The organism is Citrobacter sp. RHBSTW-00017 (genome assembly GCF_013797615.1).
In the GTDB taxonomy this organism is placed as follows: Bacteria; Pseudomonadota; Gammaproteobacteria; order Enterobacterales; family Enterobacteriaceae; genus Citrobacter; species Citrobacter braakii.
This window is the reverse complement of sequence record NZ_CP056899.1, coordinates 2,632,610-2,650,597: the sequence shown is the minus strand read 5'-3', so window position 1 is coordinate 2,650,597 and position 17,988 is coordinate 2,632,610. Positions and strand designations below refer to the sequence as shown.

At 52.5% G+C, this 17,988-nt stretch carries 19 protein-coding genes; 8 read left to right on the top strand and 11 right to left on the bottom strand.

The annotated features are described in order from the left end of the window. Positions 1–10 precede the first annotated feature (10 nt). Both msrQ and msrP read right to left on the bottom strand, forming a co-directional pair. Positions 11–637: a protein-methionine-sulfoxide reductase heme-binding subunit MsrQ gene (gene msrQ / locus HV037_RS12790; RefSeq protein ID WP_016156461.1), complete on the bottom strand. Its 627-nt coding sequence runs from the start codon at positions 635–637 to the stop codon at positions 11–13. After that, positions 638–1,642 (bottom strand): protein-methionine-sulfoxide reductase catalytic subunit MsrP, encoded by a 1,005-nt coding sequence (gene msrP, locus HV037_RS12785; RefSeq protein ID WP_016156462.1) that lies wholly within the window; start codon positions 1,640–1,642, stop codon positions 638–640. A gap of 189 nt (positions 1,643–1,831) precedes the next feature. Between msrP and HV037_RS12780 the strand changes: the two genes are divergently transcribed. The 3 genes from HV037_RS12780 (at position 1,832) to HV037_RS12770 (ending at position 4,880) form a co-directional block, all read left to right on the top strand. Beyond that, on the top strand, positions 1,832–2,554 hold the full coding sequence (locus HV037_RS12780) for a response regulator transcription factor (RefSeq protein ID WP_016153040.1): 723 nt from the start codon (positions 1,832–1,834) through the stop codon (positions 2,552–2,554). Then, on the top strand, positions 2,551–4,041 hold the full coding sequence (locus tag HV037_RS12775; protein ID WP_016156464.1) for an ATP-binding protein: 1,491 nt from the start codon (positions 2,551–2,553) through the stop codon (positions 4,039–4,041). Before HV037_RS12780 ends, HV037_RS12775 begins: the two co-directional genes overlap by 4 nt. Before the next feature lie 152 nt (positions 4,042–4,193). Then, positions 4,194–4,880 (top strand): CPBP family intramembrane glutamic endopeptidase, encoded by a 687-nt coding sequence (locus HV037_RS12770; protein WP_016156465.1) that lies wholly within the window; start codon positions 4,194–4,196, stop codon positions 4,878–4,880. A 33-nt stretch (positions 4,881–4,913) separates the two neighbouring features. Here HV037_RS12770 and HV037_RS12765 read toward each other — a convergent pair whose 3' ends face one another. Continuing rightward, positions 4,914–6,167 (bottom strand): MFS transporter, encoded by a 1,254-nt coding sequence (locus tag HV037_RS12765; protein ID WP_016156466.1) that lies wholly within the window; start codon positions 6,165–6,167, stop codon positions 4,914–4,916. A 107-nt stretch (positions 6,168–6,274) separates the two neighbouring features. On the opposite strand from HV037_RS12765, the gene HV037_RS12760 reads away from it, so the two are divergent. The 3 genes from HV037_RS12760 (at position 6,275) to bioD (ending at position 9,343) form a co-directional block, all read left to right on the top strand. Next, a complete protein-coding gene (locus HV037_RS12760; protein ID WP_047358410.1) occupies positions 6,275–7,183 on the top strand; it encodes a LysR family transcriptional regulator in 909 nt (302 codons plus the stop codon). A gap of 118 nt (positions 7,184–7,301) precedes the next feature. Beyond that, positions 7,302–8,522 (top strand): sugar metabolism global transcriptional regulator Mlc, encoded by a 1,221-nt coding sequence (gene mlc / locus HV037_RS12755; protein ID WP_016153045.1) that lies wholly within the window; start codon positions 7,302–7,304, stop codon positions 8,520–8,522. 125 nt (positions 8,523–8,647) lie between these two features. Continuing rightward, entirely contained in the window at positions 8,648–9,343 is a 696-nt protein-coding gene (gene bioD, locus HV037_RS12750) for a dethiobiotin synthase (RefSeq protein ID WP_016153046.1), read from the top strand. Here the strand turns inward: bioD and clcB are convergent. The 6 genes from clcB to HV037_RS12720 all read right to left on the bottom strand — a co-directional run bounded on the left by clcB (position 9,299) and on the right by HV037_RS12720 (position 15,744). Further along, complete coding sequence (gene clcB, locus HV037_RS12745) at positions 9,299–10,588, bottom strand: voltage-gated ClC-type chloride channel ClcB (protein ID WP_103283834.1); 1,290 nt, start codon at positions 10,586–10,588, stop codon at positions 9,299–9,301. The two genes, bioD and clcB, sit on opposite strands and share 45 nt — an antisense overlap. A gap of 119 nt (positions 10,589–10,707) precedes the next feature. Continuing rightward, on the bottom strand, positions 10,708–11,322 hold the full coding sequence (gene dmsD, locus HV037_RS12740; protein ID WP_016153048.1) for a Tat proofreading chaperone DmsD: 615 nt from the start codon (positions 11,320–11,322) through the stop codon (positions 10,708–10,710). A gap of 42 nt (positions 11,323–11,364) precedes the next feature. Then, complete coding sequence (locus HV037_RS12735; protein ID WP_181500101.1) at positions 11,365–12,219, bottom strand: dimethyl sulfoxide reductase anchor subunit family protein; 855 nt, start codon at positions 12,217–12,219, stop codon at positions 11,365–11,367. Position 12,220: 1 nt separating this feature from the next. Further along, positions 12,221–12,838 carry a DMSO/selenate family reductase complex B subunit gene (locus tag HV037_RS12730; RefSeq protein WP_046276317.1) on the bottom strand — a complete coding sequence of 206 codons (618 nt, stop codon included), beginning with the start codon at positions 12,836–12,838 and terminating at the stop codon, positions 12,221–12,223. A gap of 10 nt (positions 12,839–12,848) precedes the next feature. Then, positions 12,849–15,287: a selenate/tellurate reductase subunit YnfE gene (gene ynfE, locus HV037_RS12725; RefSeq protein ID WP_103283832.1), complete on the bottom strand. Its 2,439-nt coding sequence runs from the start codon at positions 15,285–15,287 to the stop codon at positions 12,849–12,851. A gap of 148 nt (positions 15,288–15,435) precedes the next feature. Beyond that, the gene (locus HV037_RS12720; protein WP_085951053.1) at positions 15,436–15,744 is read right to left on the bottom strand and encodes a DUF1161 domain-containing protein; all 309 of its coding nucleotides are present in this window, start codon (positions 15,742–15,744) and stop codon (positions 15,436–15,438) included. Between the two features lie 102 nt (positions 15,745–15,846). Between HV037_RS12720 and HV037_RS12715 the strand changes: the two genes are divergently transcribed. Further along, positions 15,847–16,557, top strand: coding sequence for a YnfC family lipoprotein (locus tag HV037_RS12715; protein WP_080858812.1), 711 nt, complete (start codon positions 15,847–15,849; stop codon positions 16,555–16,557). Positions 16,558–16,564: 7 nt separating this feature from the next. Here the strand turns inward: HV037_RS12715 and speG are convergent, their stop codons facing one another. After that, positions 16,565–17,125, bottom strand: a complete 561-nt coding sequence (speG, locus tag HV037_RS12710) for a spermidine N1-acetyltransferase (protein WP_006684613.1) — start codon at positions 17,123–17,125, stop codon at positions 16,565–16,567. 35 nt (positions 17,126–17,160) lie between these two features. Next, positions 17,161–17,502: a DUF1283 family protein gene (locus tag HV037_RS12705; protein ID WP_046274464.1), complete on the bottom strand. Its 342-nt coding sequence runs from the start codon at positions 17,500–17,502 to the stop codon at positions 17,161–17,163. A gap of 153 nt (positions 17,503–17,655) precedes the next feature. Here HV037_RS12705 and HV037_RS12700 point away from each other — a divergent pair, with 153 nt between their 5' ends. Then, positions 17,656–17,982 (top strand): YnfA family protein, encoded by a 327-nt coding sequence (locus HV037_RS12700; RefSeq protein WP_016153055.1) that lies wholly within the window; start codon positions 17,656–17,658, stop codon positions 17,980–17,982. Positions 17,983–17,988 lie beyond the last annotated feature (6 nt).

Here is a 17,988-nt window from a genome sequence, read left to right as displayed (position 1 = left end):
TTACCGTGATTCATTCACTTTTCATAAACACACCTTTGTACCCGACTTTGCGTAACAGCTTTTTATAGCGAAAAGCCAGTAGCACGAGAAAATAGAGGGCATAAATAATGGGGAGCGGTGATAACACTTTTACCGACCACAGATAATGCAGCGGAAGCAAAACGGCCGCCAGGTAGACGTAGTTGTGCAACGTTTGCCAGCGTTTGCCCATTTTACGTTGCGCGGCTTGCGTGGAGGTCAGCGTCAGCAGGAATAAGATTATCCAACCAGTCATGCCCAACGTTAACCATGGGCGTGAAACCAGTTCACGTCCCAATAATCCCAGATTTTGTATACCCAACTCCAGCAGCGCATAGCTGGTCATATGCAGCGTGGCCCATGCAAAACACCATAACCCTAATAATCGACGGGTGCGATACAACAACGGCTGCTTTGCGTAGCGGGCAAGCGGTGACACCAGCAGGGTAGCAAGCAGAAACTTCAGCGCGGTGATGCCCGTAAAGTGCTGGATATCTTTACCCGGGTCGGCCCCCAACTCACCACGCTGCGCGGCCCAGAAGAGCCATAGCAGGGGTAATAAACCGGCGAGATGCAGCAGTACTTTCAGGCCGGTTATCTGTTTTGCGGTTAACCTCACTTAAAAATACTCCCGTAGATCCATGCCCTGATATAAAGAAGCCACCTCATCGGCATAACCATTAAAAGGCAACGTGGGCTGTCGCTGCACATCGAGAATGCCACCCGAACCGATAAAACGCTCTGTGGCCTGAGACCAGCGGGGGTGATCGACTTGCGGATTTACGTTGGCGTAAAAACCGTATTCGTTAGGTGCCGACATATTCCAGGTCGTCGGCGGCTGTTCACGCGTCAGCTTAATACTGACTATCGATTTAATGCCCTTGAAGCCGTACTTCCAGGGTACGGTCAGGCGTATTGGCGCTCCGTTTTGCGGCGGCAACGCTTTGCCATACACGCCCACGGTCAGAAGGGTAAGCGGGTGCATGGCCTCATCCAGACGTAAACCTTCAACATAGGGATACTTCAACCCGCCACCAATGAAGCGATCTTTCTGGCCGGGCATTTCATCAGGCGCGTAGCGTGTTTCAAAGGCGACGTATTTGGCGTGGCTGGTGGGCTCAACCAGCGCCAATAATTTATGCAAAGGAAAGCCGACCCACGGTACAACCATCGACCACGCCTCAACGCAGCGCATCCGGTAAATACGCTCTTCTAATGGAAAACGAGTCGTCAGCGCATCATGATCCAACGTTAAAGGTTTGTTCACTTCACCGCTGATGGTTAACGTCCAGGGATCGGTTTTCAGGCTACCGGCATTCGCGGCAGGATCGGCTTTATCCAGACCAAATTCGTAGAAATTGTTGTAGCCCGTTACCTTGTCTTCCGGCGTCAAGGGCAGATTGTTTTGCCAGATCTCTGGTTTTGTGAACTCGAGCGGTTTGCCCGCTGGTGCAGACGGGCGATCGTTGCCTTTAAACCAATTCAACAGACCGGCCTGTGTCGGGGAAGAGAGCGAAGCCGCCGCCGCGCCTATCCCAAGAGCTTTGAGGATCTGTCGTCGTTGCATAAAAAAAACGGACTCGGCGGTAACATCAGCTTCCCGAAGTGGATGTTTTTTCTGCATAACTTTTCCTTTTTATTTTCATGTTAAGGAAAACAAATCGACGTTTCCCTGTTGATGCCTGACCTATCTATAACGACATACTGGACGCATGCGTATCCCTGATTCCTCACGAAAAGTTAAAAATTTTGTGATAACTTCCGCCCCTTGCCTGAGGTAAGCTTTCAGCATGACGAGAGGGGGATGACACTGATGGCAGGCGCGAAAAAGATATTTTTGGTGGAAGATGACAGCGATATCGCCTCACTTTTGCAACTTAGCCTGAAGGATGAGGGGTACGAAATTATTCATGAGGCTGATGGGGCACGAGCGGTCGAGCTACTGGAGAAGCACGTCTGGGATGCCGTTATCCTCGATTTAATGCTGCCGGGGGTGGACGGTCTGGAAATTTGTCGTCGCATTCGGCAAATGAGTTTCTATCTACCTGTCATTATTATCAGCGCTCGCACCAGTGAAACTCACCGCGTACTGGGGCTGGAAATGGGCGCTGATGATTATTTAGCCAAACCTTTCTCGGTGCTGGAATTGATGGCCCGGGTGAAGGCGTTGTTTCGCCGTCAGGAGGCGATGAGTCAGAACCTGCGTATGGAGGCGGGGATTATCACCGTCCATGGTGTGGAGATTGATCCATTAGCCCGGGAAGTCCGCCTGCAGGGTAAATCCCTCGATTTAACGCCGCGTGAATTCGATCTGCTCTATTTTTTCGCCCGCCATCCCGGGGAGGTCTTTTCGCGTCAGGCGTTGTTAGACCAGGTGTGGGGCTACCAGCACGAAGGATATGAGCATACGGTGAACAGTCATATTAATCGCCTGCGCACCAAAATTGAAAAAGATGCTGCGGAGCCGGAAATTATTCTTACCGTTTGGGGACGAGGCTATAAGCTTGCTGCGGTTAACGCGGAGCATCAACCATGATTTATCGATTGTCGCTGAGCCAGCGTCTGACCCTGGTCTTTACCGCTATTATGTTGATTTGCGCGGTTGCGGTCAGCGTTGTCCAGATCCGCAGCAGTAAACAGTATGGCGACGCCATGGTGCAAAGGCTCTCGCTGGAATTGGCAAGCAAAATTGTCAAAAGTGAGTCGCTTATTGATGCCAGCGGGCAGGTTAATCGGCAGACCTTAAAAGGACTGTTCAATCACCTGATGACGCTCAACCCTAGCGTGGAGCTGTATCTGGTTTCACCGTCAGGCGAGATACTTGCTGATGCCGCTCCGCCTGGGCATATTCAGCGCCAGAACATTAGCGTACAGCCGATCCAGGTTTTCCTTAATTCGGACGAGCTGCCCGTTTATGGCAATGATCCGCGCAGCAGCCAGCAAAAGGTATTCAGCGCTGCGCCAGTTTTATTTAACGGCAAGCTGCATGGCTATTTGTACATTATTCTCCAGGGCGAAGATCTCAATATGCTGGCGAATACCGCCTGGCAAAAAACGCTTTGGAACACCGTGACCGGGACGTTAATACTGGTTTTATTAGCCGGTGCAATCGCGGGGTACCTGGTGTGGAGATGGGTGACGAATCCGGTGAAAAGGCTGACCGGTCAGGTGGTTAATCTGGAGCAGGACAGCATTAGCGTCATCAAACAGCTGGCGCAGAAAAAGCCCGATTTAGCTCCGGCGAATGAAATTGCGTTGCTGAACAATGCATTTATCGAGTTAGCACAGAAAATTGCCCACCAATGGGATTTATTAGCTGACAGCGATCGTCAGCGCAGAGAGTTTATCGCCAATATTTCGCACGATTTACGTACGCCGCTCACTTCACTGCTGGGGTATCTGGAAATGCTGTCGCTGAAAGCCGATACGATGACGCCGGAGGAAAACCGGCATTATCTAAGCATTGCACTGCGCCAGGGGCATAAGGTTCGCCATCTGTCACAACAGCTTTTTGAGCTGGCGAGACTTGAGCATGGCGGCATAAAACCACAGCGTGAACGTTTTGCTATTGGCGAGCTGATCCAGGATGTGGCACAGAAATTTGATCTACCCGTTGCCACGCGTCATTTGCAGTTGCACCTTGACGTAATTGGTCCGTTACCGCTGGTGAATGCCGATTTATCGATGATGGAAAGAATCGTCACGAATTTGCTGGATAACGCTATCCGTCATACGCCTGACGGGGGCGAAGTGTGGCTAAAAGTCTGGCGTGATGAAGACCGCTTGTTAGCAGAAGTGCAGGACAGCGGGCCTGGCGTCGAAGAGGCTGTTCGCGAAGTATTATTTCAGCGCCCGACGGCGTTACTACCCCGTGAGCAGCGGGCTGAGCGTGGTGGTCTGGGCTTACTGATCGTGCGCAGAATGCTCGAACTGCATGGGGGAGATATCCGCCTGATTAATTCAACGGCAGGGGCCTGTTTCCGTTTTTCGTTGCCGCTGGCGGATTCCCCACTGAGTAGCTGATGAGAATGTTCCGCTGAAAAGAGTCTGTAACGCTATACGCGTTGTAAACCGTGGGCATTGCGTAAAAGTTGGTAGGTTGCCAGTGATAATGAGAATTTTTATCATATATTGATAATTCATCAAGTTATCTTTGATAAGCGCAAGGAGATCGTATGTCACTGGATGCCGACAACCTGTATATCGTCAGGACCCAAGCGGTTGCTGGCTGTTTTACCATGTTTTTGCTGATGTTTGGCCTCACGTTTCTTCCGTTGTTTTTCCCCGCCAGCCAGGTTCTGCTTGCCAAAGGGCTACTTTTTCCGCTGCTGTTTGCGCTGGAATTTGTTGTGCTGGTCCCGCTGTATTACTTCTTCTTCAGAAAAAGAGAGGGGCTGGGAAAGGGAATTTTCAACGCCAGATGGTTTGCCATTTTGTTCGTGGCGCTGCTGTTTATTCAGCTTATCCTGCCATGGTTTCTGGGCCTCAGACAAACCGAAGCGTGGGTGACCAGCCAGATATCCCTAAACAGCTACGCGCTGTGGTTATCCACTCTGACCCTGATATTTATTGCGCCAGTGTATGAAGAGATTGTTTTCAGGGGCTGTTTATTCAATGCATTCCAGTATTGGTTCAATAATAAAACCTGGCTGTCGTCGGTGGTGGTATCGGTCATTTTTGCCATCATGCATACCCAGTATGTGGATCTGCGCACGTTGCTGATGCTGTTTCTTGTGTCGCAGGTTTTGATCATCGCCAGAATGAAAAGCAACGGCCTGCTGATGCCGGTTATGCTGCATATAGCGATGAACGGGACGGTTATAGCCCTGCAAATGGGGGCTCAGACGTTACAGCATGGTTGATGAAGGCGATGCCCGGAACCCGGGCATCGTGGATTATACGTGCAGACGATGGTGCAGACGTGCACCGACCAGCAACGCCAGCACCAGCATCAGGGCGATAAATCCGCCCACGCCGTTCCAGCCGTAGCTGTGCCAGAATACGCCACCCAGCGTACCGGCAATACTGGAACCCAGATAATAGCTGAACAGATACAGGGAAGATGCCTGGCCTTTAGCGCGTTTTGCCCGTGGTCCAATCCAACTGCTTGCCACAGAGTGCGCAGCAAAGAACCCGGCTGAAAAGAGCAGCATCCCGGCGAAGATCAGCCACAGCGACGTGAACAGGGTCATCAACAGTCCAATCAGCATCACGCCGGTTGAAAAGAGCATTACCGGACCACGTCCATAGCGGGTGGTCATCGACCCCGCTTTCGGTGAGCTCCAGGTCCCGGTCAGATAGGCCACGGACAACAGACCGACAACCGCCTGGCTGAGTTCCCACGGCGAGAGCATCAGACGGTAGCCGATGTAATTAAACAGCGTGACAAACGACCCCATCAGTAAAAAACCTTCCGCAAACAGCAGCGGCAACCCTTTGTCGCGCCAGTGCAAACGAAAGTTGATAAACAGCGTTTTCGGTCGCAGCGACGTTGGTCTGAAATGACGAGATTCCGGCAAGATTTTCCAGAACATCAGCGCGGAGGCGAGGGCAAAACAACCGATCGCCGCCAGCGCGATACGCCAGTTAAAAAAGTCGGTAAACACGCCGCTTATTAAACGGCCACTCATACCACCAATCGAGTTACCGCTGATATATAAGCCCATTGAGAAGGCGACGAAGCTGGGATGTATTTCCTCGCTCAGATAGGTCATTCCCACTGCCGCCACGCCGCTGAGCGAAAGACCTATCAGCGCACGCATGATTAAAATACCGTGCCAGCTGGTCATCATCGTCGAAAGCAACGTACAACAGGACGCGAGCAGTAGGGCGGTAACCATCACCGGCTTGCGGCCTATCGCATCGGAAAGTGGACCGGTAAACAGTAAACCGATCGCGAGCATCGCCGTTGAGATGGAAAGCGAAATACTGCTGCTGGCGGGAGAGACCCCAAACTCGTGCGAGAGCACTGGCAGTATGGGTTGCACGCAATAGAGGAGAGCAAATGTCGCCAGTCCGGCCGAAAACAGCGCCAGCGTGACGCGCATAAATGGGGATGTTCCGCGTTTGATAAAACTATCCGGCGGGGTAACTCTCTGTTCATCAACATTGCTTGTCGGCGCGGTATCGACAGTTGTTGTACGGCTCACTTGAAATCCTTGCTCAATCAATTACCTCTACATGACTAGCTTTAAGAGTATGAAAATCGCATTATTCTGTCTAATATATTAATAATCTCAAATGATATCTTAAAAATATGAATATCGAGCTGCGTCATTTACGTTACTTTGTAGCGGTTGCCGAAGAATTGCATTTTGGCCGGGCGGCGGCACGGCTGAATATTTCGCAACCGCCGCTGAGCCAGCAAATCCAGATCCTCGAGCAGCAGGTCGGCGCCCGACTTCTGGCGCGCACTAACCGCAGCGTGGCGCTGACCTCAGCCGGAAAGCAGTTTCTGGCAGACAGTCGGCAGATCCTGGGGCTGGTTAATGAGGCCGCTGCTAGGGCTGAGCGTCTGCATCTGGGAGAGGCGGGGGAATTGCGTATCGGCTTTACGTCATCGGCACCGTTTATCAAAGCGGTTTCAGATACGTTATCCCTCTTTCGCCAGAGCTACCCCGCTGTACATATGCAAACCCGTGAAATGAACACGCGCGAGCAAATTGCTCCGCTCAATGAAGGAACGCTGGATTTGGGACTTCTGCGCAACACGCAGCTTCCGGAAACGCTGGAGCGTGAAATCATTCTGCATGAGCCGCTGATGGCGATGATCCCGCGCGCGCATCCGTTGGCGCAAAAGCCGGTGGTCACATTGGCGGAGTTGGCCAATGAGCCATTTGTCTTTTTTGATCCGCATGTGGGGACGGGGTTGTATGACGATATTCTTGGCCTCATGCGTCGCTATGGACTGAAGCCGACTATCACTCAGGAGGTTGGTGAGGCGATGACTATCATCGGGCTGGTGGCCGCAGGATTAGGCGTTTCCATTCTTCCCGCTTCCTTTAAACGGGTGCAATTGTATGAAATGTGTTGGATCCCGATAGCGGAAGACGATGCCGTTTCGGAAATGTGGCTAGTGTGGCCAAAACATCATGAGCAAAGTCACGCCGCGCAACGCTTTCGCGAGCAACTGCTGGCGGCCGTTCAGGCGATTAATTTAGTTTAAAAATGGGCGAAAATGTGCAGTAAATCACAAGGCTAAGTAAAAAGTTGACGGAAGCCATTGAAGTGCTTCACCATAGCCCGCAGATTATTTCGGAGCGCGAAAATAAAGGGAGTAAGTGGTGGTTGCTGATAGTCAGCCTGGGCATATCGATCAAATTAAGCAGACCAATGCGGGCGCGGTTTATCGCCTGATTGATCAGCTGGGTCCGGTATCGCGTATTGATCTCTCTCGCCTGGCACAATTGGCGCCTGCCAGTATTACTAAAATTGTCCGCGAAATGCTCGAAGCGCACCTGGTGCAAGAGTTGGAAATCAAGGAAGCGGGCAGCCGAGGACGTCCGGCCGTTGGGCTGGTTGTGGAAACGGAAGCCTGGCACTATTTATCCATTCGTATCAGTCGCGGCGAGATCTTTCTGGCGCTGCGCGATCTGAGCAGCAAACTGGTGGTTGAAGATTGTCTTGAAATGGCGCTGGTCAGTGAAACACCATTGCTGGAACGCGTTATTACCCAGGTCGATCAGTTTTTCATCCGCCACCAGCAAAAGCTGGAGCGCTTAACCTCCATCGCCATTACCTTACCCGGCATTATTGATACTGAAAACGGTATCGTTCATCGCATGCCATTCTACGACGATGTCAAAGAGATGCCGCTGGGTGAAGCGCTTGAAAATCATACCGGCGTGCCGGTCTATATTCAGCACGATATCAGCGCCTGGACTATGGCCGAGGCGCTTTTTGGCGCATCGCGCGGCGCGCGCGACGTCATTCAGGTGGTGATCGATCATAACGTGGGGGCCGGAGTAATCACCGACGGTCATCTACTGCATGCCGGCAGCAGTAGCCTGGTGGAAATTGGTCATACCCAGGTGGACCCGTACGGCAAACGCTGTTATTGCGGCAACCATGGTTGCCTGGAAACGATCGCCAGCGTCGACAGCGTTCTCGAACTGGCACAGGTACGTTTGAAGCAATCAATGAGTTCTTCTCTACACGGGCAACCGTTAACGGTAGACGCGCTGTGTCTGGCGGCGATGCAGGGGGATTTATTGGCGAAAGATATCATTAGCGGCGTCGGGACCCATGTCGGACGCATTCTGGCCATCATGGTGAATTTGTTCAACCCGCAAAAGATATTAATTGGTTCGCCGCTCAGTAAAGCGGCGGATATTTTGTTTCCCACTATTGCTGACAGCATTCGTCAGCAAGCGCTCCCGGCCTACAGTCAGCATATTGTCGTCGAAAGTACGCAGTTCACCAATCAAGGGACGATGGCAGGGGCGGCGCTCGTGAAGGACGCGATGTATAACGGTTCTTTGTTGATTCGTCTATTACAGGGTTAACATTTTTTAACTGTTGTACGAAAAATTGCGCTATCTCAAGCCGATTCTCGTCGTCATACCTTAGACTTTCTCCACTGTATTATTTTCCTGACTTATATTTTCAAAGCATAACGGTGGAGTTAGTGATGCTGAAGCGTTTCTTTATTACAGGTACAGACACTTCTGTTGGGAAGACCGTGGTTTCCCGCGCATTACTACAAGCGTTAGCGTCAGGGGGTAAAAGCGTTGCGGGCTACAAACCCGTGGCCAAAGGAAGCAAAGAGACACCTGAAGGTCTGCGCAACAAAGATGCGCTGGTGCTGCAAAGCGTGTCCACTATCGAACTGCCCTACGAGGCGGTCAACCCGATTGCGTTGAGTGAGGATGAAAGCAGCGTAGCGCATAGTGGTCCGGTCAATTACACCCTGTTATCCAACGGCCTCGCAAGCCTCAGCGAAAAAGTGGATCACGTTGTCGTGGAAGGTACCGGAGGCTGGCGGAGCCTGATGAACGATCTGCGTCCGTTATCTGAATGGGTGGTGCAGGAACAACTGCCGGTGCTGATGGTGGTGGGTATCCAGGAAGGTTGTATTAATCATGCCATCCTCACCGCACAGGCGATTGCCAGCGACGGACTGCCTTTGATTGGCTGGGTCGCGAACCGAATCAACCCGGGGCTAGCGCATTATGCGGAAATCATTGATGTGCTGGGCAAAAAATTACCCGCACCGCTGATCGGTGAACTGCCTTATCTGCCTCGCGCAGAGCAACGCGAGCTGTCTCAGTACATCCGTCTGTCAATGCTCGGCAGCGTGTTGTCGGTAGATAGAGTCCTGGCGTAACGTTCGCGACAGCACAGACGCCACCACACAAGCAATCAGCAATCCGGGGAGCAGACGATACTCCCCGGTCATTTCACAAACCATCAGTGTCGACATTATTGGCGCATGCGTGGTCGCTGCCAGCAGCGTGGCCATCCCCGTTAATCCCAGCAGAATGGCAATCTCATCCGGACCCGGAAGCCATAATCCCCACACTCGTCCCAGCAGCATACCTACCGAAAGACCGACAAACAGCGTTGGCGTAAACACACCGCCAGGCGCACCGGAACCACTGCTGGCAAGCACCGCCAGTAATTTGCAGATGAAGATCCCGCTCACCACGGCCAGTAGCGGTGGGGAGAGCAAATATGACTGCACCACGCTGTAGCCATTACCCCAGACCGCAGGCGTGAGCAATGACAGCAGGCCAACGATCAGCCCGCCGAGCGCCAGTTGCCACGGGGGCGAGAGTTTTAAGCGCAAAAAAACATTATGGCTGGTGGTCATCAACCACATGAATAGCGGTCCGCAAACGCCGGCAGCCAGACCGGTGCTGATGATCATGACGTATTCCAGCGCATGCAGTTCCCGTGTGAAGTGTACGGCATACAGCAGCGCATTGCTGTCGCTCAGCATATTGGTGGTGAGCAAGGCGACGACGGCGGATACCACCACCGGTCCCAGTGACGCGAGGATCAACGTGCCAAACAACACTTCAGCAATAAATAGACTGCCCGCCAGTGGGGCATGATACGCTCCGGCCATACCCGCAGCGGCTCCGCAGGCAATCCATAACTTCCATTCTGTGCGCGGGGTGAAGCGTTGAGCAAAGCTGGAGGCTGCCAGCGCTGCCAGTAAAATCATGGCACCTTCGCGCCCGATGGCACTCCCGCTGGAGACGACCAGTAGCGAGGCCAGTGATTTCACCAGGCTTGCACTGACGTCAAATTGTCCGTTAGTTTGCAAGGCTTCCATGTAATCAGTGGGAGCCTGCGGGCGTAATCGGTTGAACGTTTGCCATCCCCAAAGCAGCAAACCCGCCACCAGCCCTCCTAACGCAGGTGTCAGCATGCGTCTTACAGGGGAAAGGTTTGTTGCCGCGTTGACCAGACTCCCTGTGTCATTGCTCAGGAACAACCATTCAAGAAGGAGCATGGCGTGGCGAAATCCTGCGACGGCCAACGCAGCAAGGATACCAATCAGCGCAGCAATCAGCAGGCGTCGGAACATGGCGCGCAGGTCAGGATAAGCATGTAAATGATGCATGAGTGGCCAGACAGGAAATTTCAGACGCTTTATTTTGCGGCTATTTGGCAACAGAAGCAAAAGCTCAGCGTGCGCAACAGGATGCTACACAGGCAGGACACATCCTGCCTGTGGTGAAACTAACGAAAAAGTGGCTTATCGGCTATCGGGATCAGTAACTGCGACTGCCATTGCGCCAGCGTCAGACGGGCCAGCTCCCCCAGCGCCTGGTAAAACGGGTGATCAGCTTTTTCGATAAACACATCAAGGAAGCGGGATGACCACGGGAACAGATGCCAGGCCAGCAGTTGTTCGCACTCGGTGTGGCGTTCATTTTCAGCAAGCCAGGCCGTCAGCAACAGCAGTGAACCAAAGTGATCTTCTGGCTCATTTTGCTGCATGGCAAACTGGATGCCGTTGTCCCGCATCCACTGACGGAGTGCCAGCGTAGAGTCGCCAAACAACACGTTTTCACGATCCAGCCAGACGGATCCCCAGGGCGGAGAGGGTAGCGCATATGGACCGACAAACAGGCGTTGCCAGGCCTGCGGGAGAGGCTCATCGACCTCGGCTTGTAGCCGTGCTGCCAGCGGGAAAAGCATTGCCTGATCGAGCGGCCACTGCGCCTGCCAGCCATCGGCTCTTAACGCGCTGACTAATGCAGAGGCTTCCGCGCTATCTGGCGCATAGTAAAACAGTGCGCCGAGTACACGCGCCGCGGTAGAAAAGTTGTCACCTTGCGAAAAATGGGTCATGCAAACAATCCTGAACAGTGCGGGTTGCCCCGCACCCGAAAGTTAACCTGCAACAGCCATTCCGACTGTCATATGTAAACCGTAAAACAATCCGCGGCCAATGATTTCACCGGCGAGGACTAACACCAAGCCCAGCGCCAGGCCGCCGACGGACGGTGCTTTACGACGGATAAGCGGGCATATCCAGCAGCCCAGACCGGCGGCCAGCAGAATGATGCGCCAGACCTGCAAGCTTCCGTAGTCGGGAACCAGCGCGCTGGCGGATTGTACCGAACTGTGGATTCCGCCGAGAGACAGCCCCTGCAGAACAATAACCGCCACGATCACCAGTAGGGCCAAAACGCTCACGTAGGCGAATCTGGCGGTGCCAGAGGAAACACCCGCAGCACGCAGTAGCAGGGCGGCAAACAGCGGTCCGCTCAGCAACATCGTCATAAAAAATGCCACCGTAGTGTAGCCGTTATACCAGGTCGGGACAGTGTCTATCTGGTAGACGCTGGTCATCGCCAGCACAAATACCAGACCCAGCAGCATGCCCACCAGCAGCCAGATTTTACCTAACGCTGCGGGCATTTTACCGAGAAACGCCACCAGCCACCACAGGCCACCGACGGCGAAAAACAGTGAACCACTGGCGATTTCGTTACTCAGCGCAGATGCGCCAACTCTGTTCAGCGAGTTAAAGGCGCGCAGTGGCGAACCCAGGTGCATTACCGAGACGAGAAAGGCGATGCCCATTACCAGCCACAGAAAAAACATGCTGCGCACGATACGTTGTTTTACCACCTCGTCTTTAGCGTTCAGCCAGCCATAGCCACTCACTATCAGCGCTCCGGCCACGCACTGGCCCAGCACCGTAAACAGGACCAGCGGCCATTCATGCCATCCATTGCCCATGTTACACCTCCTGCGGATTCGCCAGATAACCCGTGGTATCCCCGGTCGGGCGGCTATTGGCGTTGGGTTTGATCACAATACTCGGTTTGGTGAAGTGCGCACCTGGCAGCGGAGCGACCGCCGCCAGTTCACCGTGCTTTTTGCGCAGCTCATCAATTGGACCAAAGTCCAGCGCGCGCAGCGGACAGGATTCGACGCAGATGGGCTTTTTGCCGTCGGCCACGCGGTCATGACAGCCATCGCACTTGGTCATATGACCTTTGGCGGCATTGTACTGCGGTGCGCCGTACGGGCAGGCCATGTGGCAGTAGCGACAGCCTATGCATATGTCTTCATCCACCACCACAAAACCATCTTCACGCTTATGCATAGCGCCGCTGGGGCAAACCTTGGTGCAGGCCGGATCTTCGCAGTGGTTACAGGCAATGGAGAGGTAATAGGCGAAGACATTCTGTTGCCAGACGCCGTTATCTTCCAGCCAGTCGCCTCCAGCGTATTCGTAAATACGCCGGAAACTGACGTCGGGAGTGAGATCCTTGTAATCTTTGCAGGCCAGCTCGCAGGTTTTACACCCCGTGCAACGGCTGGAATCAATAAAAAATCCATACTGAGTTGTCATGGGTTAGTCCTTATGCCTTCTCGATCTCGACCAGGTTAGTATGCTGTGGGTTGCCCTTTGCCAGCGGCGACGGGCGCTGAGTTGTCAGCGTATTGACGCAGGCGCCATGGTCAATCTTATCGCCAGCCATATCGGCATCGTGCCATGCACCCTGGCCCATTGCGCTTACTCCGGGCAAAATTCGTGGCGTTACTTTTGCCGGGATACGCAGTTCACCGCGATCTTTAAAGACTCGCACCATATCGCCATTTGCAATCCCCCGTTTTTGGGCATCGATGGGATTGATCCATACTTCCTGACGACAGGATGCCTGGAGAACATCGATATTGCCGTAGCTGGAGTGGGTGCGGGATTTGTAGTGGAAACCAAACATCTGCAGCGGGAATGAACTGCGTTTCGGGTCATCCCACCCTTCAAACGTGGATGCATAAACGGGAAGCGGACTGATTACTTCGTCCTTTTGCAGTTCCCATGTACTGGCAATTTTCGCCAGTCGGCTGGAGTATATTTCAATCTTGCCAGACGGCGTTTTGAGCGGGTTGGCCTGTGGATCCTCGCGGAATTTTCTATAGGCGACAAAGTGCCCATTAGGATCTTTGCGTTTATAGATCCCCATTTTTTTCAGCTCGTCATAAGTCGGGAGCGCAGGGTCTTTAGCCAGCATTTTTGCATACAGATACTGAAGCCACTGCTCCTGGGTACGGCCTTCAGTAAACCGTTGATAGACATCATCGCCAAGACGTTTTGCGACTTCACTCATTATCCAGTAGATCGGTTTGCGCTCGAACTTAGGCGACGTCGCGGGTTGAATAAAAATGAGGTAACCCATGTTGCCTGCATAATCGTTAGGAATGATGTCTTCCTGTTCGACGGTCATTAAATCAGGCAGCAGAATATCGGCATATTTGGCCGAAGAGGTCATGAAGTTTTCGATGACCACAATCATTTCGCATTTCGTGTCGTCCTGAAGGATCTCATGCGTTTTATTGATATCTGAGTGCTGATTGGTGATGGTGTTGCCCGCGTAGTTCCAGATAAATTTAATCGGCACGTCGAGCTTATCTTTCCCACGTACGCCATCGCGGGTAGCGGTCATTTCCGGGCCCCGGACGATTGCGTCGGTCCAGCTAAAGCAGGATATCTGGGTCTTAATGGGATTTTCTGGCAGCGGCATACGCTCAATCGTGATGGTGTAGGTTGATTCTCGTGCACCGCTATTGCCGCCGTTGATGCCAACGTTGCCAGTCAGGATTGGCAGCATCGCGATTGCGCGTGAGGTCAGCTCGCCGTTAGCCTGGCGTTGCGGACCCCAGCCCTGACAAATATATGCGGGTTTGGTACTGCCGATTTCCCGAGCCAGTTTGATAATGCGCTCGGCTGGGATCCCGGTAACATGTGAGGCCCACTGGGGAGTTTTAGCGATACCGTCATCGCCGTTGCCCAAAATATAGGCTTTGTAGTGCCCGTTAGCGGGTGCGTCGGCGGGCAGGGTTTTCTCGTCGTAACCAATGCAGTATGTATCCAGAAACGTCTGGTCAACGAGATCTTCGTGAATCAGGACCCAGGCGATTCCGGCTACTAATGCAGCATCGGTGCCTGGACGAATAGGGATCCATTCATCTTCACGACCCGCTGCGGTATCGGTATAACGCGGGTCGATGACGATCATCCGGGCATTAGAGCGCTCCCTGGCTTGTTCCAGGAAGTAAGTTATTCCACCTCCGCTCATACGCGTTTCGGCGGGATTATTGCCGAACATCACCACCAGCTTCGTGTTTTCGATATCGGAGGTGCTGTTGCCTTCGTTTGAACCGTAGGTATAAGGCATTGCCGCCGCGATTTGTGCGGTACTGTAGGTGCCGTAATGACTCAGGAATCCGCCATAGCAGTTCATCAGGCGAGCGACCAGCGAGGCATAAGGGGAGGAGCGAGTAATGTTGCCGCCTACAATGCCAGAGGTGTAGTTGATATACACGGCCTCGTTACCGTATTTGTGCACGGTATTTTTCAAACTGGCACTGATGGTGTCCAGTGCTTCCTGCCAGGTTATACGCTCAAATTTACCTTCACCACGTTTGCCTACGCGCTTCATGGGGTAATTCAGGCGATCCGGATGATTGATCCGTCGACGGATTGAGCGGCCACGCAAACAGGCGCGAACCTGGTGTTGACCATAAATATCGTTCCCGGTCGTATCGGACTCCACCCATACGACTTCATTATCTTTGACGTGGAGTTGCAGGGCACAACGGCTGCCGCAGTTTACGGAACAAGCGCCCCAAACCACTTTTTCTTCAACGGGTTGTATCGCCTGCTGTACCGCTGCGGCGGCAGTGCGCATTCCGAAAGGTAACGACAGCCCACCCGCGGCAAGCGCCAGCGAACCGATTGCCGAGGATTTCACTAACGTCCTGCGGCTAATGCCTCCATATTGCTCAGTTTTTGACATTACTCACCCCATTATAGTTATCGCTATATATTAATTTCTATAACGAAATTAATAGCATGCTAATAATGGTTTGAGTTTACCCACTTATGGGTATGTCATCTTAATGCATATCAAACTGGAGTGACCCTCCGCGTACGGAGGGCGTGATTTATTGCGGTTCGGCGACGTGCCCGTCCTGGGCAGGGGTGCTATTGGCAGGGGCGTTGCCACTGTTGGTTCGGGTATAAAGAATTTTGTGCGTATCGTTTGCACAATGTCCCACGACCAGTGAATCAGGCTGATCGGCCTGATCGTTGGGGACAATGTTCAGCGTAAAGCTGGATTCAGCAACGCCATTATTAATGATGCGCTGTTCGATATCACTTTTCACACGTTCACATGACGCCGGTGCCGCCAAAACCTGCGGGGACGCGACGGCCAGTAAGAGCGCGGCAATTCCTGTTATGTATTTCATCATCAGCTCCTTTATGATCGACCTGGACTAAGATTAGCATTTCTGGTGTAAATAACTGTATTTGCTAATATGATTGAGAATTATCTTCTTATCCCGGTGAAAAATGTGAAGAAAAAGATCTTGTTAGGTTTCCTGTGCGTCGTGTTGGCCGGGTGTGATAACGCCAAAGGCCTGGATTCCTTTACGCCGGAAATGGCCAGTTTTTCCAATGAATTTGATTTCGATCCGCTGCGCGGGCCAGTAAAAGATTTCAGCCAGACGCTGCTTAATGACAAAGGTGTAGTCACCAAGCGCGTTGTCGGTACGCTCTCACAGGAAGGGTGCTTCGATACGCTTGAATTGCATGATATTGAAAGCAATACCGGCATGGCGCTGGTCCTTGATGCTAACTATTACCGGGACGCCAAAACGCTGGAAAAACGGATCCGCTTACAGGGTAAATGTCAGTTAGCAGAACTGCCTGCGGCGGGCGTGGTATGGGATACCGACGATAACGGTTTTGTCGTTTCCGCCACGGGAAAAGAGATGAAGGTGCAATATCGCTATGATGCGGAAGGCTACCCGCTGGGTAAAACCACCGTCAATAAGGACAATACCTTGCAGGTTGATGCCAAACCGTCGGTTGACCCCTTGAAGAAGCTGGATTACACCGCGGTAAGTCTGCTCAATAACCATCCGTTAGGTAATGTAAAACAAACGTGCAAGTATGATGACTATGCTAATCCGGTCAACTGCCAGCTTGTTATCGTTGACGAGAGCGTGAAGCCGGCAGTTGAACACCATTACTCGATTGAAAACACCATCGATTACTATTAGTCAGTCTTTATTGAGCGGTAGGTTGCAGCAGGTTGGGACCTGACGTTTTATGTTCTGCCAGATACTGCTGCTGGAAGATACACATGCGGATAGTGTTGCGGTATTGACCGTTGATAAAGAATTCATGAATCAGCTCGCCTTCGACCATAAAGCCGAGTTTACGGTAGATGTGGATGGCTTTTTCGTTCTCTTTATCAACGATCAGATACAGCTTATATAGGTTAAGTACGGTAAAGCCGTAATCCATCGCCAGCTTAGCAGCCCGGGAAGCCAAACCTTTGCCCTGATATTCCGGCGAAATAATGATCTGGAATTCTGCCCGGCGGTGCACATGGTTAATTTCAACCAGCTCCACCAGTCCGGCTTTTTCACCGTCGCATTCCACAACAAAGCGACGTTCGCTTTGGTCGTGGATATGCTTGTCATACAGATCTGACAGCTCAACAAATGCTTCGTAAGGTTCTTCAAACCAGTAACGCATTACGCTGGCGTTGTTATCAAGCTGATGGACAAATCGTAAATCTTCACGCTCCAGCGGGCGCAGCTTAACACTGAGGGCGCTAGTCATATCGTATCCTTTCAATATCTTTCAAAGAGCAATCATTATGGGGCAACGGTGCGGCCAGTGCGGCGGTCGAGGCAGCGCAGGGTGTTGGGCTCCCAGTACGCATTAATATTAGCGCTCTGTTCGCACTTATCACGGCTATCGAAAGCAGCGTCGGTTTTGTCCCACTCTTTCTCTGCACGCTTGTTGACCTTCTGGCGTAGCTGACGCGTATCGTTCCATTGTTCCTTTTCCATTGCTGCCTGTTGACGACTTTGCGCACTGTCCCCGGATTCAATGATCAGTTTACTGGTTTCAGCAAATGCGGAAGAGGTGTACACAGCCGCAGCCAGCGTCAGCATAGCCGTCAGGCACAGGCGTTTGGTCAGTGTCATATTCATGGCGAATTCCTTTTATGGGAAAGGGAAAAAACAATAAAACAGGGTTAAATTCTACACTATTCCGGCTTGCGGGCATACCCACTCAGCGGAGATGGATACGCTAACGACATTCTGTCGTATCATGGTTAAACCGAAGGTAACTGAATAACATCAATGCTTAAGACCACATTCCTTTTTTTCATCACCGCGTTATGCGAAATCATTGGCTGCTTTTTACCTTGGCTCTGGCTTAAGCGAGGGGCTACGGCCTGGCTGCTGATACCCGCCGGGATGTCACTGGCCTTATTCGTCTGGTTACTGACGCTACATCCGGCAGCAAGCGGGCGTGTGTACGCGGCCTATGGTGGAGTTTACGTGGTGACAGCGTTGCTTTGGCTACGTATTGTTGACGGCGTAAAACTTAGCCTGTACGACTGGTCAGGCGCGCTGGTGGCATTGTGCGGCATGCTGATTATTGTGGCTGGGTGGGGGCGCGCATAGCGCCTT